Origin of the sequence: Pseudomonas mendocina (assembly GCF_003008615.1) — a bacterium.
Lineage (GTDB): Bacteria > Pseudomonadota > Gammaproteobacteria > Pseudomonadales > Pseudomonadaceae > Aquipseudomonas > Aquipseudomonas mendocina_C.
Genome location: NZ_CP027657.1, coordinates 755,421 through 774,794, shown reverse-complemented (window position 1 = coordinate 774,794; position 19,374 = coordinate 755,421). Strand labels below are relative to the sequence as shown.

General features: G+C 64.8%; 19 protein-coding genes. 14 read left to right on the top strand and 5 right to left on the bottom strand.

From position 1 onward, the window contains the following. Positions 1–42: 42 nt before the first annotated feature. The 3 genes from C7A17_RS03660 to C7A17_RS03650 are packed head-to-tail and all read left to right on the top strand — an operon-like array spanning position 43 to position 3,013. Positions 43–1,164, top strand: coding sequence for an ABC transporter substrate-binding protein (locus C7A17_RS03660; RefSeq protein WP_106736737.1), 1,122 nt, complete (start codon positions 43–45; stop codon positions 1,162–1,164). Further along, a complete protein-coding gene (locus tag C7A17_RS03655) occupies positions 1,161–2,234 on the top strand; it encodes a FecCD family ABC transporter permease (RefSeq protein ID WP_106736736.1) in 1,074 nt (357 codons plus the stop codon). The genes C7A17_RS03660 and C7A17_RS03655 overlap by 4 nt, the downstream gene beginning before the upstream one ends. Beyond that, positions 2,231–3,013: an ABC transporter ATP-binding protein gene (locus C7A17_RS03650; RefSeq protein ID WP_106736735.1), complete on the top strand. Its 783-nt coding sequence runs from the start codon at positions 2,231–2,233 to the stop codon at positions 3,011–3,013. Before C7A17_RS03655 ends, C7A17_RS03650 begins: the two co-directional genes overlap by 4 nt. A 31-nt stretch (positions 3,014–3,044) precedes the next feature. Here the strand turns inward: C7A17_RS03650 and C7A17_RS03645 are convergent, their stop codons facing one another. The 5 genes from C7A17_RS03645 to C7A17_RS03625 all read right to left on the bottom strand — a co-directional run bounded on the left by C7A17_RS03645 (position 3,045) and on the right by C7A17_RS03625 (position 8,172). Then, the gene (locus C7A17_RS03645) at positions 3,045–3,722 is read right to left on the bottom strand and encodes a carbohydrate-binding family 9-like protein (RefSeq protein WP_106736734.1); all 678 of its coding nucleotides are present in this window, start codon (positions 3,720–3,722) and stop codon (positions 3,045–3,047) included. Between the two features lie 252 nt (positions 3,723–3,974). Next, the gene (locus C7A17_RS03640; RefSeq protein WP_106736733.1) at positions 3,975–4,328 is read right to left on the bottom strand and encodes a cupin domain-containing protein; all 354 of its coding nucleotides are present in this window, start codon (positions 4,326–4,328) and stop codon (positions 3,975–3,977) included. 34 nt (positions 4,329–4,362) lie between these two features. After that, positions 4,363–5,757 (bottom strand): NAD(P)/FAD-dependent oxidoreductase, encoded by a 1,395-nt coding sequence (locus tag C7A17_RS03635; protein WP_234035880.1) that lies wholly within the window; start codon positions 5,755–5,757, stop codon positions 4,363–4,365. A 20-nt stretch (positions 5,758–5,777) separates the two neighbouring features. Then, entirely contained in the window at positions 5,778–7,061 is a 1,284-nt protein-coding gene (locus tag C7A17_RS03630) for a nucleotide disphospho-sugar-binding domain-containing protein (protein ID WP_106736732.1), read from the bottom strand. A 181-nt stretch (positions 7,062–7,242) separates the two neighbouring features. Then, positions 7,243–8,172, bottom strand: a complete 930-nt coding sequence (locus tag C7A17_RS03625; RefSeq protein ID WP_106736731.1) for a GntR family transcriptional regulator — start codon at positions 8,170–8,172, stop codon at positions 7,243–7,245. A gap of 188 nt (positions 8,173–8,360) precedes the next feature. Here C7A17_RS03625 and C7A17_RS03620 point away from each other — a divergent pair, with 188 nt between their 5' ends. The 11 genes from C7A17_RS03620 (at position 8,361) to C7A17_RS03570 (ending at position 19,342) form a co-directional block, all read left to right on the top strand. Beyond that, the gene (locus tag C7A17_RS03620; RefSeq protein ID WP_106736730.1) at positions 8,361–9,410 is read left to right on the top strand and encodes a polyamine ABC transporter substrate-binding protein; all 1,050 of its coding nucleotides are present in this window, start codon (positions 8,361–8,363) and stop codon (positions 9,408–9,410) included. A 90-nt stretch (positions 9,411–9,500) separates the two neighbouring features. Beyond that, on the top strand, positions 9,501–10,364 hold the full coding sequence (locus C7A17_RS03615; RefSeq protein ID WP_106736729.1) for an ABC transporter permease: 864 nt from the start codon (positions 9,501–9,503) through the stop codon (positions 10,362–10,364). Then, positions 10,357–11,169 carry an ABC transporter permease gene (locus tag C7A17_RS03610; RefSeq protein ID WP_106736728.1) on the top strand — a complete coding sequence of 271 codons (813 nt, stop codon included), beginning with the start codon at positions 10,357–10,359 and terminating at the stop codon, positions 11,167–11,169. The genes C7A17_RS03615 and C7A17_RS03610 overlap by 8 nt, the downstream gene beginning before the upstream one ends. Beyond that, positions 11,159–12,238: an ABC transporter ATP-binding protein gene (locus C7A17_RS03605; protein ID WP_106736727.1), complete on the top strand. Its 1,080-nt coding sequence runs from the start codon at positions 11,159–11,161 to the stop codon at positions 12,236–12,238. The genes C7A17_RS03610 and C7A17_RS03605 overlap by 11 nt, the downstream gene beginning before the upstream one ends. Before the next feature lie 29 nt (positions 12,239–12,267). Beyond that, a complete protein-coding gene (locus tag C7A17_RS03600; protein WP_106736726.1) occupies positions 12,268–13,554 on the top strand; it encodes a nucleotide disphospho-sugar-binding domain-containing protein in 1,287 nt (428 codons plus the stop codon). Beyond that, complete coding sequence (locus tag C7A17_RS03595; protein WP_106736725.1) at positions 13,547–13,912, top strand: cupin domain-containing protein; 366 nt, start codon at positions 13,547–13,549, stop codon at positions 13,910–13,912. Before C7A17_RS03600 ends, C7A17_RS03595 begins: the two co-directional genes overlap by 8 nt. Before the next feature lie 63 nt (positions 13,913–13,975). Continuing rightward, positions 13,976–14,320, top strand: a complete 345-nt coding sequence (locus C7A17_RS03590) for a cupin domain-containing protein (RefSeq protein ID WP_106736724.1) — start codon at positions 13,976–13,978, stop codon at positions 14,318–14,320. A gap of 4 nt (positions 14,321–14,324) precedes the next feature. Beyond that, positions 14,325–15,368: an aminoglycoside phosphotransferase family protein gene (locus C7A17_RS03585; RefSeq protein WP_106736723.1), complete on the top strand. Its 1,044-nt coding sequence runs from the start codon at positions 14,325–14,327 to the stop codon at positions 15,366–15,368. Positions 15,369–15,384: 16 nt separating this feature from the next. After that, positions 15,385–16,887: an aldehyde dehydrogenase family protein gene (locus C7A17_RS03580; protein ID WP_106736722.1), complete on the top strand. Its 1,503-nt coding sequence runs from the start codon at positions 15,385–15,387 to the stop codon at positions 16,885–16,887. 10 nt (positions 16,888–16,897) lie between these two features. Then, a complete protein-coding gene (locus C7A17_RS03575; protein ID WP_106736721.1) occupies positions 16,898–17,848 on the top strand; it encodes an NTP transferase domain-containing protein in 951 nt (316 codons plus the stop codon). Between the two features lie 12 nt (positions 17,849–17,860). After that, entirely contained in the window at positions 17,861–19,342 is a 1,482-nt protein-coding gene (locus C7A17_RS03570; RefSeq protein WP_106736720.1) for an aldehyde dehydrogenase family protein, read from the top strand. Positions 19,343–19,374 lie beyond the last annotated feature (32 nt).

Genomic DNA, 19,374 nt, shown 5'->3' with positions numbered 1-19,374 from the left:
GCCGCGGATACAAATGCGACTGATTGTATTTAAGGAATCTCGATGTCCCAAGTCTCTCCTATGCTCCTGCGTCGTCTGGCGGCGTTGCCCTTGCTGTTTTGTGCCTGGTTGTCACTGGCTGGTTCCGCCCATGCTGTGGAAGTCACCGACGTGCTCGGGCGCAAGGTCGAAGTACCGGCCGAACCCAAACGTGTGGTGCTGGGTGAAGGTCGGCTGTTCTTCGCCCTGGCGTTGCTCGACCGCGAGGCGCCGTTCCAGCGCGTGGTTGGCTGGCAGAACGACATGCGCCTGCTCGACCCGCACACCTATGAGGTCTACGCGCAGAAATACCCGGCCATCGCCGATATTCCGCTGATTGGCCAGGCGTCCGAGCAGAGTGTCAGCGCCGAGCAGATCCTTGCTCTCAAGCCTGATCTGGCAGTGTTCAGCATCGCTGGTGAAGGCCCGACCCAGCACAGTCCGGTCGCCGACCTGCTGGCTGCTGCGGGCGTGCCGGTGCTGTTCATCGATTTTCGCGTGCACCCGATCGAGAACACCCGCGTCAGCCTGGAGGCGCTGGGCAAAGTGTTGGGGCGTGAGCGTGAGGCGCAGGAGTACCTGAGCTTCTATGACCGCCACCTGGCGCGCATCACCGATGCCGTGGCCGACCTGCCGGATGCGCAGCGGCCCAAGGTGTTCCTCGAACTGCTGGCTGGCGTCTGGCAGGCGCCGGGGCATACCACCGGCAAGAGCGGCCTAGGTGGCGTGGTCGAAGCCGTGGGTGGGCGCAATATCGCCGCCGGCGTAGTGCCGGGCGCGATTGGTGACGTCAGCGTCGAGTACGTGCTGAGCGCCGACCCGGATGTCTACATCGCCACCGGCAACCGCAACCCCGGCGTGCTGCTCGGTGCCGGTGTGGACGAGAAGACCGCCCGCGACAGCCTGACGAAGATCACCGCACGCCCCGAGTTCGCGCCGCTGCGGCCGATCCAGAATGGCCAGGCCCATGGCCTGTGGCATGACTTCTACAACTCGCCGTTCAACATCCTCGCCATCGAGAGCATGGCGCGCTGGATTCACCCCGAGCGCTTCGCCGATCTCGACCCGCTGGCGACTCAGGCAGAGATCAATCGCTTCCTTGCCGTTGGCCTGGATGGCCACTACTGGATCGACGCAACGCCGTGAGTGCCTATTTGCAAAGTGCCGGCACGCCCGCGTTGGAGGCGGCAGCGCTGAGTTATCAGCGCCTGTTGCTACGCCGCAGCGTGCTGGTGGGCCTGTTGCTGGCGCTGCTGGTGGCCAGCGTGCTGGCTGACCTGGCCAGCGGCGCCTCGGGCATGGGCCTGGGCCAGTTGCTGGCTGGCATTCTCGATCCCGATGCGCTGAGCGCCACCGAACGAGTGATCATCTGGAATGTGCGCCTGCCGTACGCGCTGATGGCGGTGCTGGTCGGTGCAGCGCTGTCGCTGGCTGGCGCCGAGATGCAGGCGATCCTCGACAACCCGCTGGCCAGTCCCTTCACCCTTGGCGTGTCCTCGGCGGCAGCGCTTGGCGCCTCGCTGGCCATCGCCTATCCGCTGGCCATCGACTGGCTGGCGCCGAGCGGCCAGGTGACGGTGGCGGCGTTCGTCTTCGCCTGCCTGTCGGTGCTGCTGTTGCAGGCCATGTCGCGTTTGCGCGGGGCAGGTGTGGAGAGCCTGGTGCTGTTCGGCATCGCCCTGGTGTTCAGTTGCAACGCGCTGGTGTCGCTGCTGCAACTGCTTGCCACCGAAGACGTGTTGCAGCAACTGGTGTTCTGGACGCTGGGCAGCCTGGCGCGGGCCAACTGGGAGAAGCTCGGCATTCTCGCGGCCGTCCTCGCCGTGCTGCTGCCGTTCTCCTTGCGCGCCGCACCGAGCATGACCCTGCTGCGCATGGGTGAGGATCGCGCGCGCAGCTTCGGCGTCGATGTGCGCCGCCTGCGCTACGCCTCGCTGCTGCGTATCAGCCTGCTGGCCGCCACCGCCGTGGCGTTCGTCGGCACCATCGGTTTCGTCGGTCTGGTCGGCCCGCATATGGCGCGCCTGCTGGTCGGTGAGGATCAGCGCTTTCTGCTGCCGGCCAGCGCACTGGTCGGCGCCTTGCTGCTGTCGCTGTCGTCGATTGCCAGCAAGCTGATCCTGCCGGGCGTGATCGTGCCGGTGGGCATCGTCACCGCGCTGGTCGGCGTGCCGGTGTTCGTCGCGTTGGTGTTTCGCCGGGGGAGGCGCCTGTGAATCTCAAGGTCGATGGCATCGAGGTGGCCTACGGGCGGCGGCGCATCATTCATGGCCTGTCGCTACCGGAGTTGCCGGCCGGCAGCCTGGTGGCGCTGGTCGGCCCCAACGGTGCCGGCAAATCCACACTGCTGCGCGCGCTGGCCGGGCTGGAGCACATGCAAGGCGGGCTGAGCCTGGGCGATCGCGACCTGACCCGGCTGAACGCCGCCGAGCGCGCCCGTCTGCTGGCCTACATGCCGCAGCAACTGCCGCCGGGTATCGCCCTGGGTGTGCTGGAAAGCGTGATCGCCGCGTTGCGAGTGGGTAACGAACCCGATGTACTGCGCGCCTCGTTCGAGGCGTTGGCGCGGATCGGTATCGAGGATCTGGCCGAGCAATCGCTGGACGGCCTGTCCGGTGGTCAGCGGCAGCTGGTTTCGCTGGCTCAACTGATCGCGCGCAAGCCGCAGGTGCTGCTGCTCGACGAGCCGACCAGCGCGCTCGATCTGCATTACCAGTTGCGGGTGATGGACTGCGTGCGCGAGCTGGTGCGAGAACATCAGTTGTTGGCCGTGGCGGTATTGCACGACATCAACCTGGCCGCTGCCTGCGCCGACTTTATCGTGGTGCTGCATGGCGGGCGTCTGCATGCCAGCGGTGTGCCGGCAGAGGTGCTGACCCCGGCGTTGCTGGCCGAGGTCTACGGCGTCGAGGCGCGGGTCGAGCAGTGCTCGCGCGGGCGTCTGCAGGTGCTGGTGGATCGGGCGCTGCCCAGAGCCCGATCAGGCGCGCAGTGATAGCCAGACCGGTGGTGAGCGACGGCAGGATTCATGCGAAACGAATCGCTCCAAAGGTCTCCGGGGCGTGGAAGTTGAGCTCCCTTACCGGGCGCCATGAAGCCCAGTGAGGGTGCGAGGTTTCATCGGCGCACTTGAACAGGTTGCAGCGCCAGGTCTGTCCGGGCAGTGCGCCGAGCGGGCCGACATAAGCCTCCAGCAGGGTGAAGGGCAGGAAGAACTGCAGGCACCATTCGGTCGGCTCGCTCAGCTCCGGCTCCACCACGGCGGGCAGGGTCGAACGGATGTCGACCTGGCGGCCCTGTTCGGGCGTCAGTTTGACGAAGGCCTTGAAGCCGCCCGGTGCGCGCTTGGCATCGGTGATGTAGTAACTGAGCAGGGTGCCGTTGCCACTCATTTCCAGGTTCAGATAGCCATTGTTTTCGGCTTGCCCGGCCTTGGGCTGGAAGTACACCTCGACGCAGCTGTCCTTGCACACCAGATCCTGGAACTGCGTGTGCACGCAGCGCACGTAGCGATCATGGGCGCGGAAGATGCCGTGGATGCCGGCATCGCTGTACAGCAGGCGCGCTTCGGTGAGCGGGCGGTGGTCGCTGCTTTCCGGGCGAAACTGTTCGATACGGATGATCTCCGCAGCCTGCCAGATCGGATCCGCCCAGTCGGCGTTCAGGGCGGGAGGCTGGGTCAGGCGGTTGACGCGATATTCCATATGGGGATTCCAGTTCTGCTGTGTTCAGAACCTGTTTACGATCTTTTGGACTAGAGCCAGACAATACCGATGGCGGCCCCGCAAAAACAGCTGAGGAACGGTCGGAGTCGCGCTCGACTTTACGAGTTGTAAATGAGCATGACTCGTTTCACTCGCCCTTCGGGCCGCGCTGAAACGCGTTAGCCGCAAGCGGCTTGCCGAAGCTGTTTTTAACGCCGTATGGCCGACGGCCAGGAGATCGTAGACAGGTTCTCAGGTGCCCAGGATCACGTAGACCTTTCTCACCTGGCTGAGGTTTTCCCAGGTGCCCTTGAAGCCCGCCGCCACCACGAAGGTGCTGCCGGGGCCGAACTCGCGGCTGCTGCCGTCGGTGTCGGTCAGGCGCACCTGGCCTTCGAGGATGTGGCACAGCTCGTCGTAGTCGCAGTCGCAATATTCCTTGTGCGTACCGGCCTCCCAGACGCCAGCGGTGAAGTGCTTGCCGGGGTTGGTGAAGTGACGCCAGGTGTGACTGCGGTAGGGCGCCTCGACGATGGCGGGATCGGTGATGTCGCGAACCAGTGGCTCGACCGGGCTGGCGGCGAAATCGATGACGTGAGCGGGCATCTTGGACACGGTGGGTTATCTCTTGTTGGAATGATCAGGAGTCGAAGCCGACGCCGAAGGCGTCCATGGTGCGCAGCAGCAGGTTGCGTCGACCGGTGCGGTCTTCCTGCTCCAGGCCGCGTTGGGCCAGGGTCACGGCGCTATAGCGGATCGGCTCCGGCGGGAACATCACCGGCGCCCGGCTGAGCATCTTCAGTGCGGTACGCTCGGTCTTCTCGCCAGCCAGCAGATCGAGCATGGTGGCGGCGGCGAAGCGGCTGGCCGAGACACCCTGGCCGGTAAAGCCGAGGGCATAGGCGATGCGGCCCTGGCTGGCGCTGCCGGTGAACAGGGTGGTGCGCGCCGAGGAGTCGATGATGCCGCCCCAGGCGTGGCTGAAGTTGATGTCACCGAGCTGCGGGAAGGTATCGAGGAACTGTTCGGCCAGGCGGATGAAGGTTTCCGGACGTTGGGTGAGGCCTTCGTCGAGTTTGCTGGCGAACGGGTAGACGGCATCGTAGCCGCCCCAGAGGATGCGGTTGTCGGCCGTCTTGCGCCAGTAGTGGAACTGGTTGCCGGAGTCGGCGATGCCGTAGCGCCCCTGCCAGCCGATGCTCGACAACTGTTCGTCGCTCAGCGGTTCGGTGGTCAGTGCGTAGTCATAGATGGGGATGACCTTGGAGGTCAGGCGCGGCAACAGCGAGGTGAAGATGTTGGTGGCCAGGGCCAGACGTTCGGCCACTACCACGCCGTAGTCGGTTTCCAGGCGGATACCATCGACATGCTCGACCAACTGGCGTACCGGCGAGTGCTCGTAGACCTCGATGCCCTGTTCCAGGCAGGCGCGGCGCAGTTCGCGCACCATTCTCGCCGGGTTGAGCAGGGCATAGTTGGGTTCGAACAGACCGGCCACGTAATTCGGCGAGTCGAGGCGAGTCTTGAGCGCGTCGCCCTCCAGGTATTGGCAATCGATGCCAAAGCGCCGGTACTTCTCCTGCATGGCCTTTAGGCCATCGACCTGCCAGGGCGTGGTGGCCACGTTCAGTTTGCCCTCGCGCTCGAACTCCACATTCAGGCCCAGGCGTTCGATGTCTCGCTGCAGTGCGTCGAGGTTCTGCCGGCCCAGGCGAATGAGGGTTTCAGCTTCCTGCGGCCAGCGCTTGAGCGCATTGGACACGCCGTGGGAAATGCTCGGCGCGCAGAAGCCGCCGTTGCGTCCGCTGGCGGCTCCACCGCAGGCATTGGCTTCGAGCAGCACGATGCGTTTGTCCGGGTAGCGCTGGCGGGCCAGCAGGGCCGTCCACAGGCCTGTGAAGCCACCGCCGACGATGGCCAGGTCACAGTGCAGCTCACCGGCGTGCCGGGTGAAGGCCGGGGGAGGGCCTTCGGCATCCAGCCAGTAGGGCTGGGGAATCGCGTGTTTGAGGCTGGTGAGTGCGCGGTGAGTCATGTCGATGGCTTCTTGTTGGTCTATGAACTCGATAGCCCGAGGATGGCTCGGGCAGCCACCTCGGTGCCGTGGGAGGCTTGCATGGCGGTGCGGGCATCGGCCAGGCGCTGTTGCATGGCTCTGTCGGTGAGCAGTTCGGCGATGGCCTCGGGCAGCGCGCTCAGCGGCTCGGCGAAGCGCGGCAGGTAGCGGCCGACGCCGACTTCCTCGGCGCGGCGGGCGTTGTCGTGACCGTCCCAGCAATAGGGGATGATCAGCGACGGCAGGCCGAAATACAGGGCCTCGCAGAAGCTGTTGTTGCCGCCGTGGTGGATGAACAACTGGCATTCACGCAATACCGCCGGCTGCGGATACCAGCTGTCCAGGTAGACGTTGTCCGGCACCGTGTCGTACTGCTCGCGGTAGGCGCCGACATTGACCAGGAAGCGGTAGGGCAGGGTGGCGGCGATGGCGATCAGGCGTTTCATCATGCCGACGTCGGCGGCGCCCAGGCTGCCGAAGCTGAGGTAGATCAGTGGCGCGTCGTTGTGCTGCGGGAAGGGCGGCACCACGTAGGGCGCCTCGCGCCGAACACAGCCGTCCAGGTAGACGAAGCGCTGCGGGTCGAGCGGCTGCTGGCGTGCGTAGCGCACGGGTGTCGGCGACAGCAGCAGGTTCAACCAGGGCGATTCCTCGAGGAACAGTCCGGGGGCGCAAGGGGCATGGCCGTGGCTTTCAAGAAAACGGCTGAAACGCGAATGCGCCGGCTCCACCGCTTCGACATAGCGCTGCCAGTACGCCTGACAGGCCTCCTTGTCGCTGGCGCTGGCGCCGGACAGATAGGGCGGCACGGCCGGGTCGGGCAGTTCGGTTTCGGCGCAGGAAATCACCCGCACCCAGGGGCAGCCAGCCTTGGCGATGGCCGGGAACATCACCACGTTGTCCAGCACGATGGCGTCCGGCTTGAGCCGGGCGAGCAGTTGCTGCAAGGGTTTTTCCGCCTCGATGGCGGTGTCGATGATTGCTTCCCAGGCCGGTGCGACGTAGCTGTCGATTTGCGCCAGCGGGGTCTGGTCGAAGTAGGGGATGTTGCGCTCGATGAAGCGCTCCCAGTAATGCTGGTGTTCCTCGGCCGACAGCGGGCTGTCCAGCAGCAGGGGGTACTCGGCGAAGCCGTATTCGGCGAACAGGCCCTGGAAGTGTTCGTGGCAGATGAAAACCGGGCGAGCGCCCTGCTCGCGCAGCGCCTGGGCGATTCCGATGCAGTTCAGCGCGGCGCCGAAGCTGGCCTCGGGGAACAGGGCGATGAGTCTTTCTCTAGGCATAGTCGACTTTCTTCCATGGCAGGGGAGCTTCTGCTCCTGCCTGCGTAAATTTAATACTGTATTTTTTACGATAAAAAAACATTTTTATTTTTAGGGATGCTGCGCAAAGGGCAGTCGCGTCCGTTCGGCGACGAGCATGCCATGCTCGTCGCTGGTTTATCGGGCGAGCAGGTTACAAGTCTTATCGGCGCTGGTAGAAGCCCAGCGGGATGCCGCGGTTGGCAGTTTGCGGGCGCATGGCGGCGGAGAGGCGCAGGTGCAGGCGCAGCAGGTCGGCGGCGATCTGCAGTTGGCCGCGCTCGATGTGGTCGAGGATGCGCAGGTGCTCGCGCAGCGATTCCTTCAGGCGATGCGCGTTGATCGACGGCAGCAGGTTGGGCAGGCGCCGCAGGCGCTGATGTTGTAGCAGGGCATCGCCGATGAAGCGGTTGCCGCTGCAGGTGGCGATCATTTCGTGGAAGCCGATGTCCAGTTCACGAAACTGCTCCAGGTCGAAGCGCTCGATCGGCTGTGTCAGCAGATCCTCTGTGCTGTCGCGCAGCAGGGAGAGGCGTTGTCGGTCGATGTTGAAGCCTTCGGCCAGCAACGCTTCGGGCTCCATCACCATGCGAAAGTGCAGGCTCTCTTCGAGCGCGGTGAGGTTGTCCAGTAGTGGGCGGAAGCGCCAGGACTGGCCGGGCCCGCGCTCCAGTACCTGATCCTCGCTGAGCTGGCTGAGCACCTTCTGTGCGGCCGGTCGGCCGATCGCATAGCGGCGCATGATTTCGCTGACGCTGATGCTGCTGCCCAGGCGCCCGGCCATGCGATCACGCAGCACCGAGCTGGCCAGTTCTTCTTCTTCCGCCTGGGGCAGGGCGGGGGCCAGTGCCTGGCTGGTCGGGTCGGTCAGCAGGCTGTAGCCGCGTCCGGTCTTGTGCTCGGCCAGGCCTTGCTCGACCAGTAGATTGAGTCCGGCGCGAATCAGCGTGCGGGATACCTCGAAGCTGCGTGCGAGCTGTTGTTCCGAGAGTGCGTCGCCGCTGGTCATCCCGTTTTCCTGGGCGAGCTCGATGATGCGGCGGGCCAGTTCCAGGTGATTGGTGCGGGGTTTTTTCTCGGTGGTCTTGCTCAATTTGGTTCGTCTCGTACGGGGTGGTCGCGCGCGCCCCACCTTATGCCACAGCCCTGCGTGCTCAACAAGAAAGCAGAAAAGTGTTGACTTGATTGGGTCTCTGGTTTTTATTTGAAAAAAAAGACATGCAATACCGCTTTTGATTCGCTGCCTTCGAAACAACAACAAACAGTCGTTAGGTGTGCCACATGAAAAGAAGCAGAACCCTGCTGTGCGCAAGTCTCATCCTGTCCTCCCTGGCGGCTCCGCTGGCCCAGGCCAAGGATCTGGTGATTTCCATCTGGGACGGTTACATGGCCCCGGATGCCCTGGATAAATTCCACACGACCACCGGTATCGAGGCTGACAAGTCGCTGCATGCCACCAACGAAGAGATCATGGGCAAGCTCATGGCCTCCGGTGGTGAAGGCTATGACGTCGTCTTCGTGTCCTCGCCCTTCGCCGAGATTCTGCAGAAGCAGGAGCTGCTGGCGGAGATCGATCCGGTCAAGGTGCCCAACCTGAAGAACCTCTACCCCGAGGCCCAGACACTGGCCTACGACGAGGGCAACCATTATTCGGTGCCCTACACCTGGGGTACCACCGGCATCTGCTACCGCTCCGACAAGCTGGCCCAGGCGCCATCGAGCTGGAGCGACCTGCTCGAGCCGAGTGAGGAAACCAAGGGCAAGCTGACGCTGCTGGCGACCGATCGCTGGTTGCTCGGGGCTGCTTTCCTGGCCAATGGCTGGAACGTCAACGAAGACGCTCCGGAGCATATCGCCAAGGTGCGCGATCAGTTGATCGCCACCAAGAAACGCATCCTCTCCTTCGACGACACCACCTTCTACTCCAAGCTGGCTTCTGGCGAGACGGTGCTGGCGCATGCCTGGGACGGCTGGTGCAACTACGGCACCCAGGCCAACGCCAGCATCAAGTTCGTGGTGCCCAAGGAAGGTTCCGACCTGTGGGTCGACACCATGGTGGTGATGAAGAGCTCGAAGAACCTCGACGCGGCCTACCAGTTCGTCAACTTCATGCTGGAGAAGGACAACCACGCCTGGGTCGCCGAGAACATCCTCTACAAGGTGCCCAACCAGGCCGCCATGGAAGGGCTGAGCAAGGAACTGCTGACGCAGTACCCGAACCTCACCACCACACCAGCCGAACTCGTCGAGCAGCAACTGCTACGTGACGTCGGTGGCTCCACGCAGAAAGCCTATACCCGGGCAGTGACCGAGATCATGGCCGCCCAATAACGGCTGCACGACTGCGGGGTTGCGTTCGTAGCCCCGCCATCCAAATCCGCTGCATACCACCTCATTGGCTTGGGGTTGGGGGAGCTACGCATGAGTGTTTTGCACGCTGACAGACGTTTGTCGGCCTGGCTGCTGCTGCCTGCGTTGAGCTGGCTGGCGCTGTTTCTGCTGGTGCCGTGCTTGCTGGTGCTGGTCTACAGCTTCTTCGAGCGCGGTGCCTATGGCGGCATCGACTACGTATTCACCTGGGAAAACTACCAGCGCGCGTTCGACCCGCTGTACCTGGATATTCTGCTGCGCTCGGCGAAGATCGCCGGGCTGGCCACCCTGTACGCCGTGCTGATCGGCTACCCGGCGGCCTACGCCATCACCCGGGCGCCGCAGCGCCGTCAGGCGGTGTACCTGTTCCTGGTGATGCTGCCGTTCTGGAGCAACTACCTGATCCGCACCTACGCCTGGATCGTCCTGCTCAACCGCAAGGGCCTGATCGCCAGCGTACTGGAGCCCATGGGCCTGTACAGCGAGCTGCTGGACATCCTGTACACCGAGAAAGCCGTGATTCTCGGCCTGGTGTACAACTACATTCCCTTCGTGATCCTGGCGATCTACTCCTCGCTGTCGCGGATCAATGGCGAGCTGTGGGAAGCCTCCCACGACCTCGGCGCCTCGGGCTGGACGACCTTCCGCCGCATCATCCTGCCGATGAGCGTGCCCGGTATCGCTGCCGGCGCGGTGTTCGTTTTCGTCCTCAGCATCGGCAACTTCATCACTGCCGATTTGCTCGGTGGCAAGCAGGTGCTGATGGTCGGCAACCTGATCTATTCGCAGTTCCTCACTGCGCGCGACTGGCCGTTCGGCTCGGCGCTGGCCTTCTTCCTCATCGGCATCATGCTCCTGTTGCTGTTCGCCCAGGCGCTGCTGTCGCGACGTGCCCAGGAGGTGCGCCATGCGTAATTCGTCTGGCCTGCTGCTCGGCAGTCACCTCTGGCTGGTGTATGCCTTCCTTTATGTGCCGATCCTGGTGCTGATCGCCCTGTCGTTCAACGCCAGTGGCTTGCCCACCGCCTGGGGCGGCGCCTCGTTCAAGTGGTACGGCGCGCTGTTGGCCAACCAGGCGATCCAGCATGCGGCACTGAACACGCTGATCGTTGCGGTGATCTCCACCGTTCTGGCCTGCCTGCTCGGCACGCTGTTGGCGCTCGGCGTCGAGCTGCGCGCGCATGCCAGCGGCAACCCGGCACGCAGCGCAGGGGTAGCCGATACCCTGCTGATGGCGCCGATGATCATCCCCGACATCGTCCTGGCCATCGCGCTGTTGAGCTTCTTCAACCTGCTGAAGATGAGCCTGGGTCTGCACTCGATCATCCTCAGTCACGTGGTGTTCAACATCGCCTTCGTCTGCGCGGTGGTGCGTACCCGCCTCAAGCACTTCGATTACTCGATCCTCGAAGCCTCCATCGACCTCGGTGCTAGCTGGCCGACCACCCTGCGCCGGGTGCTGCTGCCGGCGATCTTTCCGGGCGTGCTGGCGGGCGGGTTGCTGGCGTTCACCCTGTCGGTGGACGAATTCATCATCGCCTTCTTCAACGCAGGTGCCGGCAGCGCCTCGACCACTCTGCCGATGCAGGTCTACTCGATGATCCGCTTTGGCGTCACTCCCGAAATCAACGCGCTGGCGACCCTGGTGATGCTGGTCAGCTTCACTGCGCTGTTCGCTTCCCAGCGGCTCAACAAGGTGCAAAGCAAGCATGAAGACTGACAAAGCCCCGGTGCTGGTTCTGGACAAGATCAGCAAGAGCTACGGCCAGGGTCTGGCTGTGAACAATGTGTCGCTGAGCGTGCGCGAGAACGAATTCTTCGCCCTGCTGGGCCCGTCCGGCTGCGGCAAGAGCACGCTGCTGCGCATGCTCGCCGGTTTCGAGACGCCGACCTCCGGGCAGATCCTGCTCGATGGTCGCGACATCTCGCCGATGCCGGCCAACCGCCGTCCGCTGAACCTGATGTTCCAGTCCTATGCGCTGTTTCCGACCATGAGCGTGGCGGCCAACATTGCTTACGGTCTGGAGATGGAAAAGCTGCCCAAGGACGAGATCGCCCAGCGCGTCGAGGCCATGCTGGAGACCGCGCAACTGCGCGATCTGGCCCGGCGCCGTCCGGATCAGCTGTCTGGCGGCCAGCGCCAGCGCGTGGCTCTGGCCCGCGCGCTGATCAAGCGTCCACGCGTGCTGCTGCTCGACGAGCCACTCGGCGCCCTGGACAAGAAGCTGCGCGGACAGATGCAGCTGGAACTCAAGCGCCTGCAGCACGAAAGCGGCATCACCTTCATCGTGGTCACCCACGACCAGGAAGAGGCGCTGGTGATGGCCGACCGCATGGCCGTGCTCAAGGACGGCCAGGTCAGCCAGTGCGGTACGCCTGCCGAACTCTACGAGTATCCGCAGAACCGTTTCGTCGCCGACTTCATCGGCGTCAGCAACCTGATCGAGGCCCAGCGCCTGTCCGGCAACCAGGTCGAGGCTGGCGGCCAGACGCTGCGCATCGAGCCGACGGGCGAGGGGCTCAACGGTCAAGTGACCCTGGCCGTGCGCCCCGAACGCCTGCGCGTGCTGGGGGGCGGTGACAACGCCTGCGACAACCGCCTCGATGGTCAGGTGGTGGAGGTCGCCTACCACGGCCTGGACACCAACCTGCACGTGCGCACGCCGGTATCGAGCAAGCCGCTGATCGTTCGCGTGCCGAGCGCCGAACACGAATTTTCCGCCTTCACCTGTGGCATGCCGATCAGCCTTGGCTGGAACGCCGTGCATGCCCGTGTCCTGTCCTGCTGAATCACAAGAACAACGTTGGGAGTACCGAAATGAGTGAACGCAAAGTCATCGCCTTCTTCCCCGAGGCCGCCTACGGCCCGGCGCTCAACTCCGTGGGCATCGCCCAGGCCTGCGAGGCCCTGGGGCACAAGGCCGTGTTTCTGACCGACCCGGGCATGACCGGGGTCTACTCGGCCTACGGCTTCGAGGAGCACTACGTGAACATGTCCGAGCCGATGCCGGCGGACGAGATGGCGCGCTACTGGTCCGACTTCATCAATGGCCATATCCCCAACTTCGGCAAGGAGCCGATCGACCAGCTCGATAACTACGTCAAGGAGTGCTGGTCGGCCATCGTCGAAACCAGCAAGTGGGCGCAGAAGGAGTTGCCGGCGATTCTCGACCGCATCAAGCCGGATCTGATCTGCGTCGACAACGTCATCCTCTTCCCGGCCATCAAGCAGTACGGCAAGCCGTGGGTGCGCATCATCTCCTGCTCGGAGAACGAGGTCGAAGACCCGGATATCCCGCCGTATCTATCGGGCATGAGCATCGACGACAAGGCTGGGCATGCGCGCTTCCGCGCCAAGTTCGAGGAAGTCATCACACCGATCCATGACGACTTCAACCGCTTCCTCAACGAGTGTGGCGAGCGCCCTTATCCGCTGGGCACCTTCTTCGAAGAGTCGCCGTGGATGAACCTGCTGCTGTACCCGGATCCGGTCAAGTTCGAGCGCCGTTACCCGTTGCCGAGCCGCACCTTCCACTACCTGCAGGGCTGCGTGCGCCAGGACAAGCCATACGAGATCCCCGAGTTCCGCGCGAACAACGACAAGCCGCTGCTGTATGTCAGCTTCGGCAGTCTCGGTTCGGGCGACGTCGGCCTGCTCAAGCGCCTGATCGCCAGCATCGGCCAACTGCCGTACCGCGCACTGTTCAACGTCGGCGAGCATGTCAGTGAGTACAGCGACCTGCCGGACAACGTGATCGTCTCCAACTGGTACCCGCAGCCGTCGGTAATTGCTCAAGTCGACGCAGTCATCCACCACGGTGGCAACAACAGCTTCACCGAGTGCCTGTACTTCGGTAAGCCGGCCATCGTCATGCCCTATGTCTGGGACGGCCATGACAACGCCATGCGTGCCCAGGAAAGCGGCCACGGCTTCCGTATGCACCGCAGCAACTGGGAGCACGCCGAGCTGGCCGAGAAACTGGCGCTGTGCGTCGGCGACGCCGACATGAACGCGCGCCTCAAGCGCACCAGCGAGTACATGACCTCGCGCAAGGGCCCGCAAGACGCGGCCAACATTCTCGATGGAATCCTCAAAAATGCCTGAAGCCATCCTGCAATCCAGCGCGCCACGCATCGTCGGCGCGCGTGACTACGCCGATCTGGTCGACTGGGGTTACCAGTCCGATGCCGTCGCCGGGCAGTCGCATTCCAGCGGCCGCCTGCTGCACAAGGGCCCGGACAATCGCCCGGAAGTCGGCCTCTGGGTGTGCACGCCTGGCACTTGGAAGTTGTCCATTCCGCGTGACGAGCTGTGTCACTTCCTGTCGGGCGTGGCCATCTACCGCCGCGACAACGGCGAGGTGATCGAGGTTGGCGCCGACACCCTGGTGCTGTTCCCCGCTGGCTGGACTGGCGAATGCGAGGTCGTCGAGACCCTGCGCAATACCTACATGCTGGTCTGAACCGGCTGATTCTGCCGCGTCCATGTGGGCGCGGCTTCGTTTGAACAAAGTGAGTACACGACCATGACAACTCCCATCATCCGCCGCCCACTGGAAGTCACCGAGCTGAAGGACTGGGGCATCATCCCGACCATGCTCGAAGGCGAGTCGCACGTCAGCGGCGTGGTGCTGCACAAGGGCCCGAACGGTGAGTCCGAATGCGGCATCTGGCACTGCACGCCGGGCAAGTGGTTCTGCCATGTGACCAGCGACGAGTTCTGCCACTTCCTCGAAGGCCGTTGCACCTACGTGCACGAGTCGGGCGAAGTGATCGAGATCACCCCGGACACCGCCGCCTTCTTCCCCAAGGATTGGAAAGGGGTGTGCACCGTCCATGAGACGGTGAAAAAGGTCTACATGATCCGGTGATGACATGAATCCAGTCCTGACCTCTCAAACGGATGCCCGCGCGCAGATGCGCGAGGCCTTCGTCGCCGACCACTGGCATGCCGGGGTGCAACTGCAGGCGTTGCCGGCGGACGCTTCGGCGCGCCGCTACTTCCGCCTGGCGGGTGCCGACCTGCTGCTGATGGATTCGCCGCCGCAGTCCGAGCCGCTGCGGCCTTACCTGCGGGTTGCCGAGTTGCTGCGCGAACTGGGCCTGTCGGCGCCGCGCGTGCTGGCGGCCGACGAGGCGGCAGGGCTGGCCCTGATCGAAGATTTTGGCCACAGCACCTACACCCGTCTGCTCGCTGCCGGCCATGCCGAGGCGCCGCTGTATGAGCTGGCGGTGGATTGCCTGGCGCAGCTGCACGCGGCGCCGGCCGAGCAGGGCGCGGTGTTGCCGGCCTACGACGACAAACGCCTGGCCGACGAATTCGCCCTGTTCATCGACTGGTATGCACCGCTGCTGCTCGGGGCGGCGCCGTCCTCATCGCTACGTGCCGCCTACATGGGGCTGTTCGACGGCCTCTGTGACGACGCTGCGCAACGCCGTGAGGCACTGGTGCTGCGCGATTTTCACGTCGATAACCTGATGCTTTTGGACGGGCGCAGCGGCGTGGCTGCCTGCGGCCTGCTGGATTTCCAGGATGCCTTGCATGGTGCCTGTGCCTACGACCTGATGTCGCTGCTCGAAGACGCCCGGCGCGATGTGCCACGCGAACTGCAGGCGCAACTGCTGCAGCGCTACCTGGCGCAGCGCCCGGAGCTCGACCAGGCGGCGTTCATGGCCGATTACGCCGTGCTCGCCGCGCAGCGCCACGCCAAGGTGCTCGGCATCTTCGTGCGCCTGGGCCAGCGCGACGGCAAACTCGGCTACCTCGCTCACCTGCCACGGGTGCTGCGCCTATTCCGTGAGGCACTGGAACGGCCTGCACTGCACCCGCTGCGCGATTTCCTCGATTGCCACCTCGAAGGCTGGCGCGACGACCTTCCGGTCGCCGTGCTCGACGGCCTGCGTGGCCAATCTCTCTGACTTTGCAGGAACTGCCATGACCACCTTCAACTGCGACACCCCGCTGCGCTTCATCAACCCGGACTACCAGAGCCCGGCGACCCGCCGTCTGCGCGGCATCATCGACCCGGCCAGCCTGCAGCAGGTCGGCAGCATCGGCTTGTGCGAGCGCGAAGATGTCGACGCCGCGCTGGACGCCGCCAGCGCCGCCTACCTGCAATGGCGCAAGGTCGACGCGAAAAGCCGTGCGGCAGTGCTGCACCGCCTGGCCAACGCCATCGAACAGAACGAGGCGTGCAACCGCGAAGTGGCCCGCCTGATGACCCTGGAAATGGGCAAACCCTTCCCCGAGGCCATGGGCGAGCTGGCCAACTGCGCGCCGATCTTCCGTTACTACGCGGAGATGGCTCGTGACGAGGCCGGCAAGGTGGCCGGTACCACCCAGCTCGGCTCGTTCCAGCATGTGCGCTACGAGCCTTACGGCGTCAGCGTGCACATCATGCCGTTCAACTTCCCGATCCTGCTGATGTGCTGGACGCTGGCCGCCTCCCTGGCCGCCGGCAACGCCTGCATCGTCAAACCGGCCGAGAGCACCAGCCTGTGCACGCTGAAGTTCATGGAGCATTTCCGCGAACTGCCTGCCGGGCTGATTTCCTGCCTGCCGGGTGATGCGCAGACCGCGCAACTGCTGGTGCAGTCCGAGCGCACCCACGCGGTGGCGTTCACCGGCAGCGTTGCCGCCGGCAAGGCGGTGGCGATGGCCTGTGCCGAGCGGATGAAACCGGCGGTGATCGAGGCTGGCGGTAGCGACCCGATGATCATCAGCAAGCACGCACCGCTGGACGTAGCCGCCGCTGGTGCGGTGACCGCTGCCTTCCACCTCACTGGGCAGATCTGCACCTCGGCCGAGCGCTTCTTCGTGGTCGACGAGATTCACGACGAGTTCGTCGCCCGCTTCGCCGAACGCACCCGCCAGCTGCGCATCGGCCATGGCCTGGAACACAGCGAGATCGGACCGCTGGTCAGCCAGGCGGCGCGCGACAAGGTCATGCGCCTGGTCGACGACGCGGTGGCCAAGGGCGCCGAGGTGGTCTGTGGGGGGCGTATCCCGCCGCAGCACCAGGTCGGCTGGTTCTACGAGCCCACCATCCTCGCCGGGGTGACCGCCGAGATGGCGATCTTCCACGAGGAGTGCTTCGGCCCGGTGGCGGCAATCTGCAAGGTGGCCGACTTCGACGAAGCCGTGCGCCTGGCCAACGACTCGCCCTTCGGCCTCGGCGCCTCGCTGTTCTCCACCGACCTGGCCGAGGCCATGGAAGCGGCGGATCGTCTGGAAGCCGGCATGGTCTGGGTGAACAACCCGCTGATCGACAACGACGCGCTGCCGTTCGGTGGCTGGAAGATGTCCGGCATGGGCCGCGAGCTGGGCCGTCAGGGGCTGGATGCTTTCCGGCGCTCGAAGATGGTGATCATCGACCACCAGCCGCAGATCCAGTCCTGGTGGTATCCGTACGCCGACGACGCGTTCTACCGTGCCTGAGGAGGGAATGATGAGCGATCAAGCGCAGTTCCCCACCCTGGCGCTGATCCTGGCCGCTGGCCAGGGCACGCGCATGCGCTCCAGGCTGCCCAAGGTGATGCACGAAGTCGGTAACCGCCCGCTGCTTGGCCACGTTCTGGCCACCGCGCTGGAAGCCGGGGTCGAGCACCTGGCCGTGGTACTGGGGCCGGACAGCCCGGAGGTGACCGACTACGTCGAACGTGAGGCGCCGCACGCGCAGCATTTCGTGCAGCGTGAACGATTGGGTACCGCCCATGCGGTGCTGGCCGCTCGGTCAGCGCTGGCAGCACACGCCGAGGGTTGTGTGCTGGTGCTGTTCGGCGACTCGCCGCTGATCGGCACGCGGACACTGGAACGCCTGCGCCAGACCCTGATCGACGGCGCCGCAGTGGCAGTGGCCGGCTTCACCACCGCGCAGCCCGGCCCTTACGGTCGCTTGCTGGTGGAGGAGGGGCGCCTGCGTGCCATTCGCGAGGCCAAGGACGCCAGCCCGGCTGAGCTGGCCATCAACCTGTGCAATGGCGGCGTGATGGGCTTTCGGGCCGAACACTGCCTGGCGCTGCTGGAGCGCATCGGCAACGCCAATGCGCAGGGCGAGTTCTATCTGACCGATGCGGTGGAATTGGCCAACGCCGCTGGCCTCGCCGTGGTGGCGGTGGAAGTCGAGGAAGAGGAAATCATGGGGGTCAACGACCGCGAGCAACTGCATGCCGCCGAACAGGTGTTCCAGCGCCGTCGCCGCAGCAGTGCGATGCGTGAGGGCGTGACGCTGGCCGCCGCCGATACCGTATTCTTCAGTGCCGATACCGAACTGGCGGCCGATGTGAAGGTGGAGCCGTGCGTGGTCTTCGGGCCGGGCGTACGGGTTGGCCAGGGCGCTCGCGTGGCGGCCTTCAGCCGTCTGGAAAACATACGAATCGAAGCGGCCGAACGGGCCTGAGAGGAATAGCCGATGGATAGCTATCAGCATCTGTACATCGACGGACAGTGGACGCTGCCGGTCAAGGGCGGCAGCTTCGCCAGCATTGACCCGAGCGACGAGACGCTGCTGGCCCAGGTGCCGGCAGCGACTGCCGAGGATGTCGACCTGGCGGTTCGCGCCGCGCGCCGCGCCTTCGACGAAGGCCCCTGGCCGCGCATGTCCGGTGCCGAGCGCGGCAAGGTATTGCGCGCCATTGCCGCCGGTATCCGTCGCCGGCTGCCGCAACTGGCCGAGCTGGAAGTGCGTGACAACGGCAAGCCGTTGCCCGAGGCCGAGTGGGATCTGGGCGATGCCGCCGGCTGCTTCGAGTTCTACGCCGATCTCGCCGAAACCGCCGATGCGCAACCACGGCAGGACATCGCTCTGGCCGACGAGCGCTTCAGCTCCTGGGTGGAGCGCGAGCCGGTGGGCGTGGTGGGGGCGATCATTCCGTGGAACTTCCCGCTGCTGATGGCGGCCTGGAAGATCGCTCCGGCGCTGGCCGCCGGTTGCAGCATCGTGCTCAAACCCTCCGAGCTGACGTCGCTGACGGCGCTGGAACTGGCCGCCATCGTCCACGAAGCCGGTGTGCCGGCCGGGGTGTTCAATCTGGTCACTGGACTCGGGCCGGATGCCGGTGCACCACTGACCGAGCATCCGCTGGTGGACAAACTGGCCTTCACCGGCAGCGTACCGACCGGGCGCCGGGTGATGCAGGCTGCCTCGCGCGAGATCAAGAATCTGAGCCTGGAGCTGGGCGGCAAATCGCCCTTCATCGTGTTCGCCGACAGCGATGTCGCGGCCGCGGTGGAGTGGATCATGTTCGGTATCTTCTGGAACCAGGGCCAGGTCTGCTCGGCCACCTCACGAGTGCTGGTGCAGCGCGAGCTGTACCCGGCACTGCTGGAAAGGCTGGTCGCAGAGACGCAGAAAATCCGCATCGGCAATGGCCTGGAGGAGGGCGTGCTGCTCGGTCCGCTGGTCAGCGCTGGGCAATACGACAAGGTGTTGGCTGCCATCGACTCCGGCCGCAACAGCGGGGCGCGCCTGCTGCACGGCGGCGAACGACCGGCAGGGTTGGACAAGGGCTACTACCTGACGCCGGCGATCTTCGCCGACGTACCGACCGACAGCGATATCTGGCGCGAGGAGATCTTCGGCCCGGTGGTGTGCCTGCGTGCCTTCGACGACGAGGCCGAGGCCCTGCGCCTGGCCAACGACTCGCCGTTCGGCCTGGCCGCCGCAGTGATGTCGCGTGACCTGCCGCGTGCCGAGCGAGTGGCCAAGGGCCTGCGTGCCGGCATCGTATGGATCAACTGCTCGCAGCCGACCTTCACCGAAGCGCCCTGGGGCGGCTACAAGCAGAGCGGCATCGGCCGCGAGCTGGGCCAGTGGGGGTTCGACAGCTACCGCGAGGTCAAGCAGGTCACCCGCTACGACAGTGATCAGCCCTGGGGCTGGTACATCAAGTAAGTGGGCACTGGCTCTGCAGCAATCGATTGCAC

Excerpts from the sequence above, each read along its gene's own strand:
- C7A17_RS03575 (WP_106736721.1), top strand. The coding sequence starts at position 16,898 with ATGAGCGATCAAGCGCAGTTCCCCACCCTGGCGCTGATCCTGGCCGCT.
- C7A17_RS03580 (WP_106736722.1), top strand. The coding sequence starts at position 15,385 with ATGACCACCTTCAACTGCGACACCCCGCTGCGCTTCATCAACCCGGAC.
- C7A17_RS03615 (WP_106736729.1), top strand. The coding sequence starts at position 9,501 with ATGAGTGTTTTGCACGCTGACAGACGTTTGTCGGCCTGGCTGCTGCTG.
- C7A17_RS03570 (WP_106736720.1), top strand. The coding sequence starts at position 17,861 with ATGGATAGCTATCAGCATCTGTACATCGACGGACAGTGGACGCTGCCG.
- C7A17_RS03610 (WP_106736728.1), top strand. The coding sequence starts at position 10,357 with ATGCGTAATTCGTCTGGCCTGCTGCTCGGCAGTCACCTCTGGCTGGTG.
- C7A17_RS03605 (WP_106736727.1), top strand. The coding sequence starts at position 11,159 with ATGAAGACTGACAAAGCCCCGGTGCTGGTTCTGGACAAGATCAGCAAG.
- C7A17_RS03635 (WP_234035880.1), bottom strand. The coding sequence starts at position 5,757 with ATGACTCACCGCGCACTCACCAGCCTCAAACACGCGATTCCCCAGCCC.
- C7A17_RS03640 (WP_106736733.1), bottom strand. The coding sequence starts at position 4,328 with ATGCCCGCTCACGTCATCGATTTCGCCGCCAGCCCGGTCGAGCCACTG.
- C7A17_RS03630 (WP_106736732.1), bottom strand. The coding sequence starts at position 7,061 with ATGCCTAGAGAAAGACTCATCGCCCTGTTCCCCGAGGCCAGCTTCGGC.
- C7A17_RS03600 (WP_106736726.1), top strand. The coding sequence starts at position 12,268 with ATGAGTGAACGCAAAGTCATCGCCTTCTTCCCCGAGGCCGCCTACGGC.
- C7A17_RS03645 (WP_106736734.1), bottom strand. The coding sequence starts at position 3,722 with ATGGAATATCGCGTCAACCGCCTGACCCAGCCTCCCGCCCTGAACGCC.
- C7A17_RS03620 (WP_106736730.1), top strand. The coding sequence starts at position 8,361 with ATGAAAAGAAGCAGAACCCTGCTGTGCGCAAGTCTCATCCTGTCCTCC.
- C7A17_RS03595 (WP_106736725.1), top strand. The coding sequence starts at position 13,547 with ATGCCTGAAGCCATCCTGCAATCCAGCGCGCCACGCATCGTCGGCGCG.
- C7A17_RS03585 (WP_106736723.1), top strand. The coding sequence starts at position 14,325 with ATGAATCCAGTCCTGACCTCTCAAACGGATGCCCGCGCGCAGATGCGC.
- C7A17_RS03660 (WP_106736737.1), top strand. The coding sequence starts at position 43 with ATGTCCCAAGTCTCTCCTATGCTCCTGCGTCGTCTGGCGGCGTTGCCC.
- C7A17_RS03590 (WP_106736724.1), top strand. The coding sequence starts at position 13,976 with ATGACAACTCCCATCATCCGCCGCCCACTGGAAGTCACCGAGCTGAAG.